The following is a 19,541-nucleotide window of genomic DNA, read 5'->3' as shown; positions in this document are numbered from 1 at the left end:
CCATGCGTCTCAAACTTGCTGTCGCCACCCTTGCCTTGCTGTCTCTGCCTGTCGGTTCAGCAATGGCCGACAGCTTTTGGCGTAACGTCATCTCGTCCGGCGCCACCACCGGCTCGACCTACCTGACCTTCAAGGACCACAAACTGATCGTCGCCGCCCAGGACGATGCCGGCAGCTTCGTCGCCAGCGAAGGCAGCATCCGCGGCCCGTACCTGGAGGCGGCGATGCAGAAGGTCCGCGCCGACAACCCGGGCCTGCAAGCGTCGGACATGGAACTGGCGAACGCGATCCTGGCGAAGAACGCCGTGGCTTCCGAGTAAGCCTTGCCCCACAGAAATGCCGCTCCCGGGAGCGGCATTTTTTTGCCCGCGTTTCTGCGGGAACGACCGGATGGGTTCCGCCCCGGAGGTGCCTGTGACGACGCCATCGCGGGCAAGCCCGCTCCCACAGAGTGCGCGGAGTACACACAGCGCAAAGACCTGTGGGAGCTGGCTTGCCAGCGAAGAGGCCGGCACATCCGGCATCACCAGTGCCTGACCCGCCGCCATCGCCAGCAGGCTGGCCCACAGAGTGCGCGGAGTGCACACAGCGCAAAGACCTGTGGGAGCTGGCTTGCCAGCGATGAGGCCGGCACATCCGGCATCACCAGATGCCTGACCCACCACCATCGCCAGCAGGCTGGCCCACAGAGTGCGCGGAGTACACACAGCGCAAAGACCTGTGGGAGCTGGCTTGCCAGCGAAGAGGCCGGCACATCCGGCAGCACCAGTGCCTGACCCGCCGCCATCGCCAGCAGGCTGGCCCACAGAGTGCGCGGAGTGCACACAGCGCAAAGACCTGTGGGAGCTGGCTTGCCAGCGATGAGGCCGGCACATCCAGCATCACCAGATGCCTGACCCGCCGCCAGCTACCGCAGGGTTTCAGCGGTAGTCGTCCACCGGCAAGCACGCGCAGAACAGGTTCCGGTCGCCGTAGACGTTGTCCACCCGGTTCACCGCCGGCCAGTACTTGTGCGCCTTGGTGTGCGCATCCGGGGTGATGCCCTGCTCGATGCTGTAGGGCCGCTCCCACACCCCGGTGATGTCCGCCAGGGTATGCGGCGCATGCTTGAGCGGGTTGTCCTCGGCCGGCCAGTTGCCGTTCTGCACTTCGGTGATTTCCGCGCGGATGCTGAGCATGGCGCCGATGAACCGGTCCAGTTCGGCCTTCGACTCGCTCTCGGTGGGTTCGACCATCAACGTGCCCGGCACCGGGAACGACATGGTCGGCGCATGGAAACCGTAATCCATCAGGCGCTTGGCGACGTCCTCCTCGCTGATGCCGGTGAGGGCCTTGAGCGGCCGCAGGTCGAGGATGCACTCGTGGGCCACCCGTTCGTTGCGGCCGGTGTACAGCACGGGAAAGGCGCCGGACAGGTGCCGGGCCAGGTAATTGGCCGCCAGGATCGCCACCTCGCTGGCATCGGCCAACTGCGGCCCCATCATGGCGATGTACATCCAGCTGATCGGCAGGATGCTCGCGCTGCCCCACGGCGCGGCGCTCACCGCCCCGTTCTGCGGCTGCGGGCCGTCGAGCGGCACCACCGGGTGGTTGGCGACGAACGGCGCCAGGTGCGCCCGCACGCCGATGGGCCCCATGCCCGGCCCGCCGCCGCCGTGGGGAATGCAGAAGGTCTTGTGCAGGTTCATGTGCGACACGTCGGCGCCGATGTCCGCCGGCCGGGCCAGCCCGACCTGGGCATTGAGGTTGGCGCCGTCCATGTACACCTGGCCGCCGTGCCGGTGGATCACTTCGCAGATCTCGCCGATGCCCTCCTCGTACACGCCGTGGGTCGAGGGATACGTCGCCATCAGGCAGGACAGCTTGTCGCCCGCCTCGGCCGCCTTGGCCTTCAGGTCGTCCAGGTCGACGTTGCCGGCGTCGTCGCACTCGACGATCACCACCCGCATCCCGGCCATCTGCGCCGACGCCGGGTTGGTGCCGTGGGCCGAGGACGGAATCAGGCAGATGTCGCGCCCGCCCTGTTGCCGGCTCTCGTGGTATTTGCGGATCGCCAGCAGCCCGGCGTACTCGCCCTGGGCGCCGGAGTTGGGCTGCATGCAGATCGCGTCGAACCCGGTGATCGCGCAGAGCCAGCGCTCCAGTTCCTCGATCATCAACGTGTAGCCGACCGCCTGCTCCCTGGGCGCGAACGGGTGCAGATGGGCGAACTGCGGCCAGGTGATCGGGATCATCTCGCTGGTGGCGTTGAGCTTCATGGTGCAGGAGCCCAGCGGGATCATCGACTGGTTGAGCGCCAGGTCCTTGTTCTCCAGTTGCTTGAGGTAGCGCAGCATCTCGGTTTCGCTGTGGTGGGCGTTGAACACCGGGTGGCGCAGGTACGGCGTGCTCCGCTGCAGGGCGTCAGGGATGCCGGACACCACCTTCTGCGCGTCGAGCGCCTCGACGCTCAGGCCGTGATCGGCCCCCAGCAGCACATCGAACAGCTTCGCCACGGTCTGTTCGTCGCAGGTCTCGTCGAGGCTCAGCCCCAGACGCCCGCGGCCGAGGATCCGCAGGTTGATCTGCGCGGCCTTGGCGCTTTCGATGATTGCAGTCTGCGCGCCGCCCACCTCCAGCGTGAGGGTGTCGAAAAAGTGATCGTTGACCCGGTCGATGCCATGCCGGGCCAGACCGGCGGCGAGGATGCACGTCAGCCGGTGCACCCGCTGGGCGATCCGCTTGAGGCCCTCCGGCCCGTGGTACACCGCGTAGAACCCGGCGATGTTGGCCAGCAGCACCTGGGCGGTGCAGATGTTCGAGTTGGCCTTCTCCCGGCGGATGTGCTGCTCGCGGGTCTGCAGGGCCATGCGCAGCGCGACGTTGCCGCGGGCGTCCTTCGACACCCCGATGATCCGCCCCGGCATCGCCCGCTTGTGCTCCTCGCGGGTAGCGAAGTACGCCGCGTGCGGGCCGCCGTAGCCCATCGGCACGCCGAAGCGCTGGCTGGAGCCGAACACCACGTCCGCGCCCAGTTCGCCCGGCGGGGTCAGCAACAGCAGGCTCAGCGGATCGGCAGCCACGCAGGCCAGCGCCTGCTGCGCGTGGAGGTGGTCGATCAGCGGCCGCAGGTCGCGGACTTCGCCGTGGGTGTCGGGGTACTGGAGCAACGCGCCGAACACCTGATGCTGCCTGAGGTTATCCACAGCATCGACGATCAGCTCGAAACCGAAGCCTTCGGCGCGGGTGCGCACCACGGAAACCGTCTGCGGGTGGCAGTTCTCGTCGACGAAGAACAGGTTGCTCCTGGACTTCGCCACCCGCTTGGCCAGGGCCATGGCCTCGGCGGCGGCGGTGGCTTCGTCGAGCAGCGAGGCGTTGGCCAGTTCCAGACCGGTGAGGTCGATGATCAGTTGCTGGAAGTTGAGCAGCGCTTCGAGCCGGCCTTGGGCGATCTCCGGCTGATACGGCGTGTAGGCGGTGTACCAGCCGGGGTTTTCCAGCACGTTGCGCAGAATGACGGCCGGGGTGACGGTGCCGTGGTAGCCCATGCCGATGAGGCTGATCCAAACCTGGTTCTGCTCGGCGTACCCGCGCAGCTTCGCCAGGGCCGCCTGTTCGTCCAGCGCCGGCGGCAGATCCAGTTCACGGTTGAGGCGGATGCCCGGCGGCACCGTCTGCTCGATCAGTTCGATGCGGCTGCCCAGGCCCAGGCTGTCGAGCATCGCCTGCTGTTCGGCGGCATCGGGGCCCAGGTGGCGACGGAGGAAGGCCTGGGGGTCGCGTAACTGGCTCAAGGACGGCATCTTGGACATGACGGGCTCTCTTCTTGGCTGGCGCTCGGCGTCAATGCGACACGGTCAAACCAGCATAGCAGCCGATGCCGGCACGGACGGCTTGGCGCGACGCGCCGGGCGGCGCATGCTGTGTGGCCCGTATCCGGCCCCACCAATGGACGACCGATCCCCATGAGCCAACCGCCGTTCCTGCCGTTCTCCAAACCTGTCATCGATGAAGCCACCATCGCCGCCGTGGGCGACGTGCTGCGCTCGGGCTGGATCACCAGCGGACCGAAGGCCCAGGCCTTCGAGGCGCAACTGTCGGACTACTTCGGCGGACGCCCGGTGCGCACCTTCAACTCCGGCACCTGCACCATGGAGATCGCCCTGCGCATCGCCGGCATCGGCCCCGGGGACGAAGTGATCACCACACCGATCTCCTGGGTGGCCACCGCCAACGTGATCCTGGAGGTCGGGGCCACGCCGGTGTTCGCCGACATCGACCCGGTGACCCGCAACATCGACCTTGACCTGCTGGAAGCGGCGATCACCCCGCGCACCAAAGCGGTCATTCCGGTGTACCTGGCCGGCTTGCCGGTGGACATGGAGCGCCTCTACGCCATCGCCCGCAGGCACAACCTGCGCGTCGTCGAGGACGCCGCCCAGGCCTTGGGCTCCAGCTGGAACGGCCGGCGCATCGGCGCCGCCGGGGACTTCGTGTCGTTCAGCTTTCAGGCGAACAAGAACGTCACCTGCGCCGAGGGCGGCTGCCTGGTGCTCAACACCGCCGAAGAGGCGCGGCTGGCGGAGAAGTACCGCTTGCAGGGCGTCACCCGCAACGGCTTCGACGGGCTGGACGTCGATGTGCTGGGCGGCAAGTTCAACATGACTGACGTGGCGGCCACCATCGGCCTGGGCCAGTTCGCCCACATCGAAGCCTTGACCGCCCACCGGCGCGAACTCGCCCGGCACTACTTCCGTTGCTTGGGCGACGACTTCGAAGCGACCTTCGGCGCACAACTGCCCCCGGCGGACTTCGAGAACAGCAACTGGCACCTGTTCCAGCTGGTGCTGCCGGAACGCCAGGACGGGCAGCCGGCGCGGGCGACCTTCATGGAGCAGATGCAGGCCCTCGGTATCGGCATCGGCTACCACTACCCGCCGATCCACCTGCTGAGTCTGTACCGCGAGCGCGGCTTCAAGGAAGGCATGCTGCCGGTGGCGGAGCGGGTCGGCCGGCTGATCGTGTCGCTGCCGATGTTCACCGCCATGACCTTCGCAGACGTCGAACGCTCGGTGGCGGCGGTGAAGGCGGTGCTGCGCGGAGGCTGAACGGCGGGCATGAAAAAGCCCCGACGGATCGGGGCTTTGGGGTGTCGCGCGTGGCTTACTCGCCGATTTCTTTCTGGTAGGCGGCGGCGTCGAGCAGCTTGTCCAGCTCGGACTTGTCGCTTGGCTTGAGCTTGAAGATCCACGAGTCGTAAGGTTCTTCGTTCAGCAGCTCCGGCGAATCGGCCAGTTCTTCGTTGACCGCGATCACCTCGCCGCCCACCGGCGCGTAGATGTCGGAAGCCGCTTTCACCGATTCGACGACGCCAGCCGCATCACCGGCGGCAAAGACCTTGCCCACTTCGGCCAGCTCAACGAACACCACATCGCCCAGCGCTGCTTGCGCGTGGTCGCTGATGCCCACGGTGACGGTGCCGTCGTCTTCCAGGCGGGCCCATTCATGACTTTCGGCGTAACGCAGGTCGGCGGGAATATTGCTCATCTTCGGTGTCCTCAAGGATTAGGTCAGCGGTCGTACCCGCCGCAATAGATTAGATCAAGGTTTTGCCGTGGCGCACGAAGGTCGGCTTGACCACCCGCACCGGATACCATTTGCCGCGGATTTCCACTTCGGCGCGGTCGGCGGTCGCCATCGGCAGGCGCGCCAGGGCGATCGACTTGCTCAGCGTAGGAGAGAAACTACCACTGGTGATCTCCCCTTCGCCAACATCCGCGATGCGCACCACCTGATGCGCGCGCAAAACGCCGCGTTCCTCCAGCACCAGGCCCACCAGTTTGTGCTGCACGCCGGCGGCCTGCTCGGCCTCCAGCGCATCGCGGCCGATGAAGCGGCGGGTGGCCGGCTCCCAGGCGATGCTCCAGGCCATGTTCGAGGCCAGCGGCGAAACGTCCTGGTGAATGTCCTGGCCGTACAGGTTCATGCCGGCCTCGACCCGCAGGGTGTCACGGGCACCGAGGCCGATGGGGGAAATACCGGCCCCCACCAGGTCGTTGAAGAAACCCGGCGCTTCATTGGCCGGCAGGACGATCTCCAGCCCGTCCTCGCCGGTGTAGCCGGTGCGGGCGATGAACCACTCGCCGTCGACGCGGCCTTCGAAGGGCTTGAGGTGATGGATCAGGTTGGCGCGGGCCTGGCTCACCAGTTCAGCCACCTTGTGCCGGGCCTGCGGGCCCTGGATGGCGAGCATGGCCAGTTCGGAACGCTCGCGCAGGCGCACGTCGAGGCCGGGCAGGTGCGCCTGCATCCACTCCAGGTCCTGGTCGCGGGTGGAGGCGTTGACCACCAGACGGTAACCGTCGTCGAGGCGGTAGACGATCATGTCGTCGACGATGCCGCCGCGCTCGTTGAGCATGGCGCTGTACAACGCACGGCCGGGGCTGTGCAGGCGTTCGACGTCGTTGGCCAGCAGGTACTGGAGCCAGGCCTTGGCCTGGGGGCCGGCGACGTCGAACACGGTCATGTGGGAAACATCGAACACCCCGCAATCGCGGCGCACCTCGTGGTGCTCCTCGACCTGCGAGCCGTAATGCAGTGGCATGTCCCAACCGCCAAAATCGACCATCTTCGCGCCGAGGGCGAGGTGAAGGTCATACAGAGGCGTACGCTGTCCCATGGGTTTCTCCTTCCGGGCGTGGCGAAGGCGCGGGCAGCCGCTGCACAGGATGAAAGCCTTGGAACACAAGGCTTCGAGCCGATCTCAGCAACTGTTTCTGTCAGACTGACCGCACCGAATGCCGCGCATTGTAGCCGCAAGGCCCGGGACTGGCACCTAGCCGTTTCGGTGGGCCGAACGGCGGATCAGGCCGATGACCGGCAACAGCCCGACCAGCACCAGGGTCAGCGCCGGCAACGACGCCCTCGCCCATTCGCCTTCGCTGGTCATCTCGAAGATCCGCACCGCCAGCGTGTCCCAGCCGAACGGGCGCATCAGCAAGGTCGCGGGCATTTCCTTGAGCACATCGACGAACACCAGCAGCGCCGCGCTCAACGTGCCCGGCAGCAACAGCGGCAGATACACTTTGAAAAACAACCGCGGCCCACTCACCCCAAGGCTACGTGCCGCTTCGGGCAAAGAAGGCCGTATACGCGCCAGGCTGCTTTCCAGCGGTCCGTAGGCCACCGCCACGAAACGCACCAGGTACGCCAGCAGCAGCGCCGCCAGGCTGCCCAGCAGCAACGGCTTGCCCGCCCCGCCCAACCAGGCCGACAGCGGAATCACCAGCACCCGGTCCAGGTAACTGAAGGCCAGCATGATCGACACCGCCAGCACCGACCCCGGCAACGCGTAGCCGAGGTTGGCGAGGCTGACGCCGGAGCGGATCGCCGGCGTCGGCGCCAGGCGCCGGGCAAAGGCCAGCAGCAGCGCCACGCCGACAGTGATCAGCGCCGCCGTCGCCCCCAGGTAGAGCGTGTGCAGGATCAGCCCGGCGTAGCGCTCGTCCAGGTCGAACCGCCCGCGCCGCCAGAACCACACCGCCAGTTGCAGCACCGGGATGACGAACGCGCAGGCGAACACCAGGACGCACCACCCGGTCGCCGCCCAGGCCTTGGGCCCTCGCAGGTGATACAGCGCCTTGACCCGCGGCCGCTCGTTGCCTGCCCGGTTGGCGCCGCGCGCACGGCGCTCGCCGTACAGCACCAGCATCACCGCCAGCAGCAACAGGCTGGCCAGCTGCGCCGCGCTCGACAGGCTGAAGAAGCCGTACCAGGTCTTGTAGATGGCAGTAGTGAAGGTGTCGAAGTTGAACACCGACACCGCGCCGAAATCCGCCAGGGTTTCCATCAGCGCCAGCGCCACGCCCGCGCCGATGGCCGGCCGCGCCATCGGCAGCGCCACCCGCCAGAACGCTTGCCACGGCGACTGGCCGAGCACCCGCGCCGCTTCCATCAGGCCCTTGCCTTGGGCGAGGAACGCGGTGCGCGCCAGCAGGTAGACGTAGGGATAGAAGACCAGCACCAGCACCACGATCACCCCGCCGGTGGAGCGCACCCGGGGCAGGCGCAGGCCGCTGCCGAACCACTCCCTCATCAGCGTCTGCACGGGGCCGGCGAAGTCCAGCAGGCCGACGAACACGAACGCCAGCACGTAGGCCGGCACCGCGAACGGCAGCATCAGCGCCCAGTCGAGCCAGCGCCGGCCGGGGAACTCGCACAGGCTGGTGAGCCAGGCCAGGCTCACGCCCAGCAGCGTCACGCCGACGCCGACGCCGACCACCAGGGTCAGGGTGTTGCCCAACAGGCGCGGCATCTGGGTGTCCCACAGGTGCGACCAGATCTGCGCATCGACGCTCTGCCACGACAGCAGCAGGACGCTCAGGGGCAACAGCACCAGCGCGGCGATGGCGAAGACGATGGGGTACCAGCGACGTTGGACGGGGTGGGCCAAAGCGGATCTCTAAAGATGTGTGGTCGGTGCAGCGGGGTTGGGGCATTCAGATGAGGGGCCGCTTTGCGGCCCGGCGGGAGCAAGCTTCCTCGCCACAAGCAAGCTCCCTCACCACTAGCAAGCGTCCTCGCCACAGGCGGACGCCCTCGTTACGGCGCGGATCAGTTCCAGCCGGCCCGGTCCATCATCCGGATCGCTTCGGCCTGGCGCTTGCCCGCCACTTCCACCGGCAGGGTGTCGGCCACGAACTGACCCCAGGCCGCCACTTCCTCGGACGGTTTCACCGCCGGGTTGGCCGGGAACTCCTGGTTCACGTCGGCGAAGATCTTCTGCGCCTCAGGCGTGGTCATCCACTCCACCAGCGCCTTGGCCGCTTCCGGGTGCGGCGCGTGCCTGGTCAGGCCGATGCCCGACAGGTTGACGTGCACGCCGCGGTCCGCCTGGTTCGGCCAGAACAGCTTCACCGGCAGGTCAGGCTTCTGCTTGTGCAGCCGGCCGTAGTAGTAGGTGTTGACGATGCCCACGTCGCACTGGCCGGCGTTGATCGCCTCCAGCACCGCGACGTCGTCGGAGAACACGTCGGTGGACAGGTTGTTGACCCAGCCCTTGAGGATCTTCTCGGTCTTCTCGGCGCCGTGGGTCTCGATCATCGTGGCGGTCAGCGACTGGTTGTAGACCTTCTTCGCCGTGCGCAGGCACAGGCGGCCTTCCCAGTTCTTGTCGGCCAGGGCTTCGTAGGTGGTCAGTTCGCCCGGCTTCACCCGCTCGGTGGAGTAGGCGATGGTGCGGGCGCGCAGGCTCAGGCCGGTCCAGGCATGGCTGGAGGCGCGGTACTGCTGCGGAATGTTGGCGTCGATGGCCTTCGAGGTGAACGACTGGAGAATGCCCATCTGCTCGGCCTGCCAGAGGTTGCCGGCGTCGACGGTCAGCAGCAGGTCGGCGACGGCGTTGTCGCCTTCGGCCTTGATCCGCTGCATCAGCGGCGCTTCCTTGTCGGTGATGAACTTGATCTTCACCCCGGTCTTGGCGGTGTAGGCGTCAAACACCGGCTTGATCAGTTCGTCGATGCGCGAGGAGTAGACCACCACCTCGTCAGCGGCCTGGGCGGCGGTGCTGCCGATCAGGGTCAGGGCCAGTGCGGTCAGAAGACGCTTGGATGCCAACATGGGAGCGGTCTCTCGGTCGGGAAAAGTGGGCCAAATGATAAGGACTCACATTTACCGACTCAATCGAACGCTGTTCGAAGGAGTTACCAGATGTTGCACGGCGGAATCAAAAGGACGCTTTCGGCGGCAACGGCGGCCGGCGAATGCCAGGGCCGCTTCGCGACCCGGCGGGAGCAAGCTCCCTCGCCACAGGGCCAACGCCCTTCTCAGGCCTTGGCCAGATCCGGCAGGTCCCCGGTCAGCCCCAGCGCCTGGCGCACGAACATCGCCTTGGCCTCCGGCATCTGCTCCACCATCTTCAGCCCGGTGTTGCGCAACCAGCGCAGCGGCAGCGGATCGGCCTGGAACAGGCGCTCGAAGCCTTCCATCGCCGCCATCAGCGCCAGGTTGTGCGGCATCCGCCGGCGCTCGTAGCGGCTCAGCGTTTTCACGTCCGCCAGGCGTTCGCCGCGTCCGGCCGCCTGCAGCAGCACTTCGGCCAGCACGGCGGCGTCGAGGAAACCGAGGTTCACACCCTGCCCGGCCAACGGGTGAATGGTGTGCGCCGCATCGCCGATCAGCGCCAGGCCTTCGGCCACGTATCGCTTGGCGTGCCGTTGGCGCAACGGCACGCACAGGCGCGGATCGGCGCTGACGACCTCGCCCAGGCAACCTTCGAACGCCCGCTCCAGCTCCCGGCAGAACGCTGTTTCATCCAGCGCCATCAGGCGCTCGGCCTCGCTTGGGGTGGTGGACCAGACGATCGAGCACCAGTCCTGCTGTCCGTCACGCTCAAGCGGCAGAAACGCCAGCGGGCCGTGGTCGGTGAAGCGCTGCCACGCGGTCGTCCGGTGCGGCCGGGTGCTGCGCACGCTGGTGACGATGGCATGGTGCATGTAATCCCATTCGCGGGTGGCGACGCCGGTCAGGCGGCGCACCGCCGAGTGGGCGCCGTCCGCCGCGATCACCAGCGGCGCGCGCAAGGTGCGGCCGTCGGCCAGGGTCAGCAGCCAGTCGTCGCCGGAGCGGCGCATCTGCTCCAGCCGGGCATTGGCCAACAGGCCCAGGTCGCAGTCGTGCAGGCGGTCGAGCAAGGCGTCCTGCACCACGCGGTTCTCGACGATGTGGCCGAGCACGCCGGCATGCACGCTGCTGGCCGAGAAATGGATCTGCCCGGTGCCGCTGCCGTCCCAGACGTGCATGTCGGTGTACGGGCTTGTGCGCCGCTGGACGATGCCGTCCCACACGCCCAGGCGTTCGAGGATGCGCTGGCTGGCCGCCGACAGGGCGCTGACCCGCGGTTCGAACGGTGCCTGCGCATCGAAGGGTTTGACGCTCAACGGGCTGCCGTCGAGCAGCAGGACTTCCAGCCCGCTGCCCTGCAACGCCAGCGCCAGGGCGCTGCCGACCATTCCGGCTCCGACAATCAGCAGATCTGCGCGCATTTCCATGCTTTAGGCCTGTCTCGCTTGCGGCTTGAGCCGCACGTAAAGGGTTTTTCCGACCCGCGCCACCAGGGTGCCGGCGCCGTCATGAATGTCGACCTGCAACTGCGGCAGGTACTTGTCGCCGTTGGCGGTCTGCCGGCGGACGTCGTCCAGCAGCGCGTCGTCGATGCTGAACCTTGCGAACACCGGGCCCTTGCCCGGTGAGATGAAATCGATATCGGCGGCCTTGTCCCAGACGATGTAGCGCGGTCCGAGGTTCTCCATCAGCATCAGCATGAAGAACGGGTCGACCATCGAATACAGGCTGCCGCCGAACTGGGTGCCGACGTAGTTGCGGTTGTGCCGGCCCAACCCCATCGACACCCGGATGTCGCGAAAGTCATCGCTGATGTGCCGCACCCGGACGCCGGCGCCCAGGTACGGCGGGTAGAGCGTCAGGAACCAGCGCATCAGCCGCGCCTTGCCGAAGCGGCGCATCAGCCACTTACGCATCCGGCCGCGTCCCCAGCCCCATGGCCTGGCGGGCGAACCAGCGCTTGGCCGGCGGCAGCAGGTCGAGGCCGAGCAGGCCGATGCTGCGCCCCAGCGCCACCAGGGGCTGGGTGCTGCCGAACAGGCGGGTGACCTGATCGGAGAAGCCCACGGTGAGGGTCTGGTCCAGGCGTTGGCGTTCGCGGTAGGCCTGCAGCGTGGCGAAATCGCCCAACGGCTGGTCGCTGGCCAGCAGCGCGGCCGCCAGCGCATCGGCATCGCGCAGGGACAGGTTGAAGCCTTGCCCGGCGATCGGGTGCAGGCTGTGGGCGGCATTGCCGAGCACGGCCAGGTGCGGGCGCACCTGCTCTTCGGCCTCCACCAGCGCCAACGGGTACAGGTGCCGGGCGCCGACCTGCTTCAGGGTGCCGAGGCGATAGCCGAACACACCTTGCAGCTCGCTGAGGAAATCCCGCTCGCTGAGGCCGGCCAGGCGCTGTGCGTCCATCCCCAGCCGTGTCCATACCAGCGCGCAGCGGTTCTCCGGCAGCGGCAGCAGGGCCATCGGGCCGTCGTCGGTGAAACGCTCGAACGCCATGCCGTTGTGCGCTTCGCTGGGGGTGATGTTGGCGATCAGCGCGCTCTGGTTGTACGGACGCTTGCGCACGTTGATGCCCAACTGCTCGCGCAGGCCGGAACGGCCGCCGTCGGCGAGCACCGCCAGGTCGCACTCGACCGTGGTCTCGTCGTTGAGGGTCAGGCGGTAACCGTCGGGCAAAGGCTCCAGGCGCGTGACCTCCGCCGGGCAGCGCCAGCTGATCACGTCCTTGTCCAGGTGCTGCCACAGGCACTGGCCGAGCCAGGCGTTCTCCACCACGTAACCGAGGGCCGGCACGCCCTCTTCCATCGCCGACAGGCGGGCGGTGGAGAAGCGTCCGCGGTCGGACACATGGATCTGCTTGATCGGCTCGCCGCGGCGGGAGATCTCCTGCCACACGCCCAGCCGCTGATAGATCTGCCGCGAGCCGAACGACAGCGCCGACGACCGGGCGTCGTAGCTCGGCTGCCAGGTGTCGCCGGGGGCGAACGGTTCGATCAGCACGATTTTCCAGCCCCGGGCCTTGGCCCCGGCCTGCAGGGCCAACGCCAGGCTGGCGCCGACCAGGCCGCCGCCGATGATCGCCAGATTGACCCGGCTCATGCCGCATCCGCCCGGGCCTGCGCCATCAGGGCCTCGATCTCGGCGACGGTCTTCGGCACGCCGCCGGTCAGGATTTCACAACCGTTCTTGGTCACCACCACGTCGTCCTCGATGCGCACGCCGATGCCGCGCCATTTCTTCGCCACGTTCAGATTGTCCGGGGCGATGTAGATGCCCGGTTCCACGGTCAGCGCCATGCCGACCTCCAGCACCCGCCATTCGCCGCCGACCTTGTACTCGCCGACGTCGTGCACATCCATGCCCAGCCAATGCCCGGCGCGGTGCATATAGAAAGCCTTGTAGGCTTCGGACGCGATCAGCTCGTCGACCTCGCCCTGCAACAGCCCCAGCTCCACCAGCCCGGCGGTGATCACCCGCACCGTGGCTTCGTGCGCCTGGTTCCAGTGCCGGTCTGGGGCGATCTCGGCGAACGCGGCTTCCTGGGAGGCCAGCACCAGCTCGTAGATCGCCTTCTGTTCGGCGGAAAACTTGCCGTTGACCGGCCAGGTGCGGGTGATGTCGCTGGCGTAGCAGTCGATCTCGCAGCCGGCGTCGATCAGCACCAGGTCGCCGTCCTTGAGCAGCGCATCGTTCTGCTGGTAATGCAGGATGCAGCCGTTGCGCCCGGCGGCGACGATCGAGCCGTAGGCCGGCATCTTCGCCCCGCCCTTGCGGAACTCGTAATCGAGCTCGGCTTCCAGGCTGTACTCGTGCAGGCCGGGCCGGCCGGCCCGCATCGCCCGGATGTGGGCCTGGGCCGAGATCCGCGCGGCCTCGCGCATCACCTTCACTTCCGCCGCCGATTTATACAGGCGCATGTCGTGCAGCAGGTGATCCAGGGCAACGAATTCGTTCGGCGGCTGGGCGCCGAGGTGGGCCTTGGAGCGGATCACGTTGATCCAGTCCATCAGGTGCCGGTCGAACTCCGGGTTGCTGCCCATGGCCGTGTACACCCGGTCGCGGCCTTCGATCAGGCCCGGCAGGATGTCGTCGATGTCGGTGATGGGGAACGCGTCGTCGGCGCCGTAGTCACGGACCGCGCCTTCCTGGCCGGCCCGCAGGCCGTCCCACAGCTCGCGCTCGGGGTTGCGCTCACGGCAGAACAGCACGTATTCGCCGTGCTCGCGGCCGGGCATCAGGACGATGACGGCCTGGGGCTCGGGGAAACCGCTCAGGTACTGGAAGTCGCTGTCCTGGCGGTAGACGTGCTCGACGTCGCGGTTGCGGATGGCCACCGCGGCGGCGGGCAGGATGGCGATGCTGTTGGGTTCCATCTGCGCCATCAGCGCCTTGCGGCGACGGCCGTACTCCGCTTTCGGGATATGGATCATGGGCAGACGGACGTCCCTGTTCGGCGATCAGTGCAGAGAAGGCTTGGCGGCCGGTGCGCCAGCCTGCTTGTTGGTTTCGGTGAACAGCAAGAGCGGAGCGACCCGCAGGTACTCCATGACTTCCATGTAGTCGCTTTCGCCGTCTTCGGAGTCTTCCAGCGCATCCTGGACCTGGGAGATCGCGACCAGATCCTGCAGCACTTCGGTGGCTTCGGTGCTCAGGCTGCTGCGGTCGGGCGAGTTCAGGCCGAAACCGGAAATGAAGCCCTGGCACCACTGGCCCAGCGCGGCGGCGCGTTCGGCCAGCGGCGCGTCGTCGGTCGGCAGCAGCAGGACCACGGTCATGTCTTCGCCGGTCAGTTCGCTCTTGACCATTTCCTGGAGGCCGATCAGGGCGTTGCGCACGTTGTCCTGGGGCTCGGTCTCGAGCAGGGAGGCCACGTCGCTCAGCCAGCCGTCGACGTCGAAGCCGGCGCCGGCGCAACTGCGGCCGAGCAGCAGGCCGTGCAGTTCGGCGGGCGAGACGGGATGGCCGCTGGCGCTCAGCAGGGTGGCGAAGGCTTGATAAGGGGAATTCTGAATGGGCATGGGCAGCTAGGCGCCAGACGGCGCTATGTCTAGAATGAAGGCCTTGTATCCTACATCGACAGACCCGCCAAGACCATTAAAGGCTGACCGCCAGCCAGGCGCCCGCCTCCGTCAGACACGAAATCAGTGGACACAATGGAAGACATCGACCTGCAAGCGCTGATGGCCAGACTCGAACTGCTGATTGACCGAGTCGAGCAACTTAAGAGGCAAAACGCACTCTTAACAGCTCAGGAAAAGACCTGGCGCGAGGAACGCGCGCATCTCATTGAAAAAAACGAAATCGCCCGGCGTAAGGTCGAATCGATGATTTCGCGTCTCAAGGCCCTGGAGCAAGACTCATGAGTTCAAGCAATAGCGTCACCGTGCAGATCCTCGACAAAGAGTATTCGATCATCTGCCCCCAGGAAGAGCGCAGCAACCTGATCAGCGCCGCCCGCTACCTGGACGGCAAGATGCGCGAGATCCGCAGCAGCGGCAAGGTCATCGGCGCCGACCGCATCGCCGTGATGGCCGCGCTGAACATCACCCACGACCTGCTGCACAAGGAAGACCGCCCGGCCCTGCAGGCCAGCGGCTCGACCCGCGAGCAGGTGCGCGACCTGCTCGAACGCGTCGATCTGGTGCTGGCCACCGATCCGGACGTCAGCAAGGGCTGATTCGCCGGGACGCTTGAGGTATACTCGCGGCACTCCCTGGGGTGCTTGCCAGTTGACGATGTCCCTGAGCCGATTTGCACTACCCTGGGGGTTGCACGTTGGGCTGGTGTGCATGTCCGCCAGACGGAAAGCCTTAAAGCCTACTGCATCCTCCACCTTGAACTCTCGGGTTCAAGGGCTAAGTCGACAGCGGCTCATCCGGGGAGCCTGATTCGAATCCGATGCCGGTGCATGCCGGCATCGGATTTTTTATGCGTACGTTTTCGCACCCCTTCGCCGAAGCCGAACCATGACCGAACCCGCGCCGCCGACCCGCCCCCAATTGCGCCGACAGCTGCGCAAGGCCCGCCGCTCGCTGACGCCGAGCCAGCAACGCGAGGCCGCCGAAGGCCTGTACCGGCAACTGGCGCAGCACCCGCAGTTCCGCCGGGCCAGGCACGTTTCCCTGTACCTGCCCACCGACGGCGAGATCGACCCGCGCCTGTTGCTGCGCGCCGCCCAGCGCCGGGGCAAGGCCACCTACCTGCCGGTGCTGAGCGCCTGGCCGCGGACCAAGATGGTGTTCCAGCGCATCCGCCCCGGCGAGAAGCTTGCGCCCAACCGTTTCCGCATCCTCGAACCGCGGATCAACCCGGCCCGCCAGCGCAGGATCTGGGCGCTGGATCTGGTGCTGCTGCCGTTGGTGGGGTTTGACGATGTCGGCGGACGCCTGGGGATGGGCGGCGGCTTCTACGACCGCAGTCTGGCCTATCTGGCCCGACGCAAGAGCTGGCGCAAGCCGGTGCTGCTGGGGCTGGCCCATGAGTGTCAGAAGGTCGGGCGTCTGGCGCAGGCCAGTTGGGATGTGCCGTTGCAGGGCACGGTCACGGACAAGGCATGGTACGTGGCGCAATAGACGCCGCGAGGGAGACGGCGGCGTCGCGGCAAGAGGGGTTCAGCGCTTGAAGGCGGTCGACTGCTGAACCTGCTGCGCCACTTCGACCGGTGCGTCGGCCTTGTTGGCCCACAGGCTCTGCGCATAACCGGTGGTCACGACGCCGAGACCGAACAAGATCACCAAAGTCCAAAGCAAATCCGGTTTGCGTTTCATCGATTGCCCCCCTCAAGGCACATCATCACGATGACAGCAGCGGTTTCCGTTCGTAGCCGTGCAGCAGCGTCAAGCTTTAAAGGCCGGCATTTTGCGACAACGTGAACCGCCGCGCAAACGCTGACGTCAACCGACCGTCGGTTTGTCATAAAATTGCCGACGACCTGCCCGACGACCTCTGCGAGGAGCAAGAACCATGGCCTATTGGCTGATGAAATCCGAACCCGACGAGCTCTCGATCAAAGGCCTGCAGCAACTCGGCAAGGCGCGCTGGGACGGCGTGCGCAACTATCAGGCGCGCAATTTCCTGCGTTCCATGGCGGTCGGCGACCTGTTCTTCTTCTATCACTCCAGCTGCCCGGAGCCAGGCATTGCCGGGATCGGCAAGATCATCGAAGCCGCGTACCCGGATCCCACCGCACTGGAACCGGAAAGCCATTACTTCGACCCCAAAGCCACGCCGGAGAAAAACGCCTGGAGTGCGATCGATGTCGCCCACGTCGAAACGTTTACCCGGGTGTTGAAGCTGGATTATCTGAAGCAGCAAACCGCGCTGGCCGAGATGCCACTGGTGCAGAAGGGCTCGCGGCTGTCGGTGATGCCGGTGACGGCCGAGCAGTGGGCGGCGGTGATCGCGTTGAAACCGTAGCGTGTTGGCGCCTTTGAAAACGCCATCGCGAGCAAGCTCGCTCCCGCAATGGATCTGTGTTGAACCACAAAGTCGTGATCACCCTGGATCCAGTGGGAGCGAGCCTGCTCGCGATCAGGCCCGCCCGGACACCGAATGCCTTACTGAATGATCAGGTTGTTGAACAACAGATCCTCGACCACCGGCTTGCCAGTCTCGTCATTCATCACTTGCTGGGTCTGCTTCAAGGCTTCCTGACGCAGCTTTTCCTTGCCTTCGATGCTGCCCATCGCGTCGGTGGTCTGCTGGGCGAACAGCGCCACCAGCTGGTTGCGGATCAGCGGCTCGTTGGCCTTGACCAGCTTGGTCGACTCCTCGCCGGTCACGCGCAGCGCCACATCGGCCTTGTAGACCTTCAGCTTCGGCGTGCCGTCCAGCCCGTAGTTGCCCACGAACGGCGGGCTCAGGGTGATGTAGTTGACCTTCGGCGCCTCGCCTTCTTTGGCTTCTTCGGCCAGCGCTGCCACAGGCAGAGACAGGGCCAGCAACAACATGATCCACGCTTTCACAATTCGCTCCTTATCCGGTTTGCGGCCTAGCATAACGGCCCGCCGCGCAAGCACAAGCTTATGGCGGACTATCAGGGCCGGGCATGCTCGTTGACCCGTCGACGGCCACACCTACACTTATCGGCCATCACTCCCAAAGGAATAGCCCTGATGAAAGCCGTGCTGTGCAAAGCCTTCGGCCCCGCCGAATCGCTGGTGCTGGAAGAGGTCGCCAGCCCTGCCCCGAAAAAGAACGAAATCCTGCTGGAGGTGCACGCCGCCGGGGTCAATTTCCCGGACACGCTGATCATCGAGGGCAAGTACCAGTTCAAGCCGCCCTTCCCGTTTTCGCCGGGGGGCGAGGCGGCCGGCGTGGTGCGTGAAGTCGGGGAAAAGGTCAGCCACCTCAAGGTCGGCGACCGGGTGATGGCGCTGACCGGTTGGGGCAGCTTCGCCGAGCAAGTCGCGGTGCCGGGCTACAACGTGCTGCCGATCCCGCCGTCGATGGACTTCAGGACGGCCGCCGCCTTCAGCATGACCTACGGCACCTCGATGCACGCCCTCACGCAGCGCGGCAATCTGCAGCCGGGCGAAACCCTGCTGGTGCTCGGCGCGTCCGGCGGCGTCGGCCTGGCCGCCGTGGAGATCGGCAAGGCCCTGGGCGCCCGGGTGATCGCCGCCGCCAGCAGCGCGGAAAAGCTCGCGGTGGCCAAGGCCGCCGGCGCCGACGAACTGATCAACTACAGCGAAACCAGCCTCAAGGACGAGATCAAGCGCCTCACCGACGGCCAGGGCGCCGACGTGATCTACGACCCGGTCGGCGGTGACCTGTTCGACCAGGCCATCCGCGCCATCGCCTGGAACGGCCGCCTGCTGGTGGTGGGCTTCGCCAGCGGGCGCATCCCTGAACTGCCGGTCAACCTCGCGCTGCTCAAGGGCGCGGCGGTGCTCGGCGTGTTCTGGGGCTCCTTCGCCCAGCGCCAGCCCCAGGACAACGCCGCGAACTTCCAGCGGCTGTTCGGCTGGTTCGCCGAAGGCAAGCTCAAGCCGCTGGTGTCGCAGGCATATCCGCTGAGCGAGGCGGCGCAGGCGATCAATGACCTGGGCCAGCGCAAGGCGGTGGGCAAGGTGGTGGTGCAGGTGCGCTGAGCCGGCGCAGGCACCGTCAGATCCGGGGCAACATCGCTCCGTCGCCGGGCAGCAGGTGCTCCTGAACCTTCTCGCTGCGTGACGGAACGAGTCGCCCCTTGTCGTCGAAACGCAAGACGATCACCCAGTCGTAGACCCCGTCCGGCCACTTGCGCTGACCCATCAGCGCCGTGGCGTCGCCGCCGAACGCCTTGATCAGCTTGTCGATGTGCCCGTGGTGCCAGGCGATCAGCACCGTCGGCGCCTTGTTGCCCTTGCGCAGCAGTTTCACCAGGTCATGGACATCGCCGTTGATGTAGGGCTGCTCGACCGAAAGGTTCAGGCGCCGGGCCAGCGGGGTCAGGGTCAGGCGCGAGCGGACGCTTTCGGGGCTGTCGCCGGCGGCCAGCAGGCGCTGGGGCGTCAGCGTCTGACCATCCAGCTCCAACGGGTTGAAGTAGTCGGCGTAGGCCGCGGCGCGCTGCTCGCCCCGGGCATTGAGCTCGGTCCCGACGTCAGGCTTCTCCGCATGCCGGACGATCAGCACCGTGGCATTGCGCAAGCCGGAATGCCCGGGATGGTCGGTGAAGATCAGCGCCAGCAAGCCGGCGGTGAGAACGGCCGCCACCACCAGGCGGGCCACGAGCATGCGCACCTTCAAAGCCATCATTCGTCTCTGCGGATCAATCGGTTTGCCGAGTCTAGGGCAACCGCGATCCGCCGGCGCAAAAACGCCCTCTTCTTACAGCTGCGCGACAGGTTCGTAAAGGAACGTGCGTTTTCCAACATTTCCGCTGTTTTGCTGATGGCAGGCGGTGCTATTTTCGGTAACGAAACTGTAACATTCGCATCCGCAGTCAAAACAAGAAT

General features: G+C 66.5%; 20 protein-coding genes and 1 other RNA gene. 8 read left to right on the top strand and 13 right to left on the bottom strand.

Going from position 1 to position 19,541, the window contains the following annotated elements; all coding sequences use genetic code 11:
* The first annotated feature begins 2 nt into the window (after positions 1-2).
* Positions 3-320 carry a DUF2388 domain-containing protein gene (locus tag KVG96_RS25805; protein WP_085581048.1) on the top strand — a complete coding sequence of 106 codons (318 nt, stop codon included), beginning with the start codon at positions 3-5 and terminating at the stop codon, positions 318-320.
* A 600-nt stretch (positions 321-920) separates the two neighbouring features.
* Here the strand turns inward: KVG96_RS25805 and gcvP are convergent.
* Positions 921-3,794, bottom strand: a complete 2,874-nt coding sequence (gene gcvP, locus KVG96_RS25800; RefSeq protein WP_217894543.1) for an aminomethyl-transferring glycine dehydrogenase — start codon at positions 3,792-3,794, stop codon at positions 921-923.
* Positions 3,795-3,947: 153 nt separating this feature from the next.
* On the opposite strand from gcvP, the gene KVG96_RS25795 reads away from it, so the two are divergent.
* A complete protein-coding gene (locus KVG96_RS25795; RefSeq protein ID WP_217894542.1) occupies positions 3,948-5,090 on the top strand; it encodes a DegT/DnrJ/EryC1/StrS family aminotransferase in 1,143 nt (380 codons plus the stop codon).
* Positions 5,091-5,145: 55 nt separating this feature from the next.
* Here the strand turns inward: KVG96_RS25795 and gcvH are convergent, their stop codons facing one another.
* From gcvH to KVG96_RS25750, 9 genes are all read right to left on the bottom strand, one after another.
* On the bottom strand, positions 5,146-5,529 hold the full coding sequence (gene gcvH, locus KVG96_RS25790) for a glycine cleavage system protein GcvH (protein ID WP_217894541.1): 384 nt from the start codon (positions 5,527-5,529) through the stop codon (positions 5,146-5,148).
* A 49-nt stretch (positions 5,530-5,578) separates the two neighbouring features.
* Positions 5,579-6,661, bottom strand: a complete 1,083-nt coding sequence (gene gcvT / locus KVG96_RS25785; protein ID WP_217894540.1) for a glycine cleavage system aminomethyltransferase GcvT — start codon at positions 6,659-6,661, stop codon at positions 5,579-5,581.
* Between the two features lie 156 nt (positions 6,662-6,817).
* Positions 6,818-8,434, bottom strand: coding sequence for an ABC transporter permease (locus KVG96_RS25780; protein WP_217894539.1), 1,617 nt, complete (start codon positions 8,432-8,434; stop codon positions 6,818-6,820).
* 161 nt (positions 8,435-8,595) lie between these two features.
* A complete protein-coding gene (locus KVG96_RS25775) occupies positions 8,596-9,600 on the bottom strand; it encodes an extracellular solute-binding protein (RefSeq protein ID WP_217894538.1) in 1,005 nt (334 codons plus the stop codon).
* Positions 9,601-9,806: 206 nt separating this feature from the next.
* Complete coding sequence (locus KVG96_RS25770; RefSeq protein ID WP_217894797.1) at positions 9,807-11,024, bottom strand: 2-octaprenyl-3-methyl-6-methoxy-1,4-benzoquinol hydroxylase; 1,218 nt, start codon at positions 11,022-11,024, stop codon at positions 9,807-9,809.
* 9 nt (positions 11,025-11,033) lie between these two features.
* Complete coding sequence (locus KVG96_RS25765; protein ID WP_217894537.1) at positions 11,034-11,519, bottom strand: DUF4442 domain-containing protein; 486 nt, start codon at positions 11,517-11,519, stop codon at positions 11,034-11,036.
* A complete protein-coding gene (gene ubiH, locus KVG96_RS25760) occupies positions 11,512-12,699 on the bottom strand; it encodes a 2-octaprenyl-6-methoxyphenyl hydroxylase (protein ID WP_217894536.1) in 1,188 nt (395 codons plus the stop codon). The genes KVG96_RS25765 and ubiH overlap by 8 nt, the downstream gene beginning before the upstream one ends.
* Complete coding sequence (gene pepP / locus KVG96_RS25755) at positions 12,696-14,030, bottom strand: Xaa-Pro aminopeptidase (protein ID WP_217894535.1); 1,335 nt, start codon at positions 14,028-14,030, stop codon at positions 12,696-12,698. The genes ubiH and pepP overlap by 4 nt, the downstream gene beginning before the upstream one ends.
* A 27-nt stretch (positions 14,031-14,057) precedes the next feature.
* Complete coding sequence (locus KVG96_RS25750; RefSeq protein ID WP_217894534.1) at positions 14,058-14,618, bottom strand: YecA/YgfB family protein; 561 nt, start codon at positions 14,616-14,618, stop codon at positions 14,058-14,060.
* 135 nt (positions 14,619-14,753) lie between these two features.
* Here KVG96_RS25750 and KVG96_RS25745 point away from each other — a divergent pair, with 135 nt between their 5' ends.
* The 4 genes from KVG96_RS25745 (at position 14,754) to KVG96_RS25730 (ending at position 16,172) form a co-directional block, all read left to right on the top strand.
* Positions 14,754-14,963: a TIGR02449 family protein gene (locus KVG96_RS25745; protein WP_085581072.1), complete on the top strand. Its 210-nt coding sequence runs from the start codon at positions 14,754-14,756 to the stop codon at positions 14,961-14,963.
* The gene (locus KVG96_RS25740; protein ID WP_085581074.1) at positions 14,960-15,277 is read left to right on the top strand and encodes a cell division protein ZapA; all 318 of its coding nucleotides are present in this window, start codon (positions 14,960-14,962) and stop codon (positions 15,275-15,277) included. The genes KVG96_RS25745 and KVG96_RS25740 overlap by 4 nt, the downstream gene beginning before the upstream one ends.
* Before the next feature lie 30 nt (positions 15,278-15,307).
* Positions 15,308-15,486: non-coding RNA, 6S RNA (gene ssrS, locus KVG96_RS25735), on the top strand.
* A gap of 80 nt (positions 15,487-15,566) precedes the next feature.
* Positions 15,567-16,172 (top strand): 5-formyltetrahydrofolate cyclo-ligase, encoded by a 606-nt coding sequence (locus KVG96_RS25730; RefSeq protein WP_217894533.1) that lies wholly within the window; start codon positions 15,567-15,569, stop codon positions 16,170-16,172.
* Between the two features lie 39 nt (positions 16,173-16,211).
* Here the strand turns inward: KVG96_RS25730 and KVG96_RS25725 are convergent, their stop codons facing one another.
* Complete coding sequence (locus tag KVG96_RS25725) at positions 16,212-16,367, bottom strand: hypothetical protein (RefSeq protein ID WP_170929950.1); 156 nt, start codon at positions 16,365-16,367, stop codon at positions 16,212-16,214.
* Positions 16,368-16,563: 196 nt separating this feature from the next.
* Between KVG96_RS25725 and KVG96_RS25720 the strand changes: the two genes are divergently transcribed.
* Positions 16,564-17,016 (top strand): EVE domain-containing protein, encoded by a 453-nt coding sequence (locus tag KVG96_RS25720; RefSeq protein ID WP_217894532.1) that lies wholly within the window; start codon positions 16,564-16,566, stop codon positions 17,014-17,016.
* Between the two features lie 140 nt (positions 17,017-17,156).
* Here KVG96_RS25720 and KVG96_RS25715 read toward each other — a convergent pair whose 3' ends face one another.
* The gene (locus KVG96_RS25715; RefSeq protein WP_217894531.1) at positions 17,157-17,564 is read right to left on the bottom strand and encodes a flagellar basal body-associated protein FliL; all 408 of its coding nucleotides are present in this window, start codon (positions 17,562-17,564) and stop codon (positions 17,157-17,159) included.
* A 150-nt stretch (positions 17,565-17,714) separates the two neighbouring features.
* Here KVG96_RS25715 and KVG96_RS25710 point away from each other — a divergent pair, with 150 nt between their 5' ends.
* A complete protein-coding gene (locus KVG96_RS25710) occupies positions 17,715-18,692 on the top strand; it encodes an NADPH:quinone oxidoreductase family protein (protein ID WP_217894530.1) in 978 nt (325 codons plus the stop codon).
* A 16-nt stretch (positions 18,693-18,708) separates the two neighbouring features.
* On the opposite strand, the gene KVG96_RS25705 is transcribed toward KVG96_RS25710, so the two are convergent.
* A complete protein-coding gene (locus KVG96_RS25705) occupies positions 18,709-19,338 on the bottom strand; it encodes a flagellar basal body-associated protein FliL (protein ID WP_217894796.1) in 630 nt (209 codons plus the stop codon).
* Between the last annotated feature and the right edge of the window lie 203 nt (positions 19,339-19,541).

The organism is Pseudomonas ekonensis, assembly GCF_019145435.1.
GTDB classification, from domain to species: Bacteria; Pseudomonadota; Gammaproteobacteria; order Pseudomonadales; family Pseudomonadaceae; genus Aquipseudomonas; species Aquipseudomonas ekonensis.
Note: the sequence above shows the minus strand (reverse complement) of the source record. Positions and strands in the feature narration are given on the sequence as shown.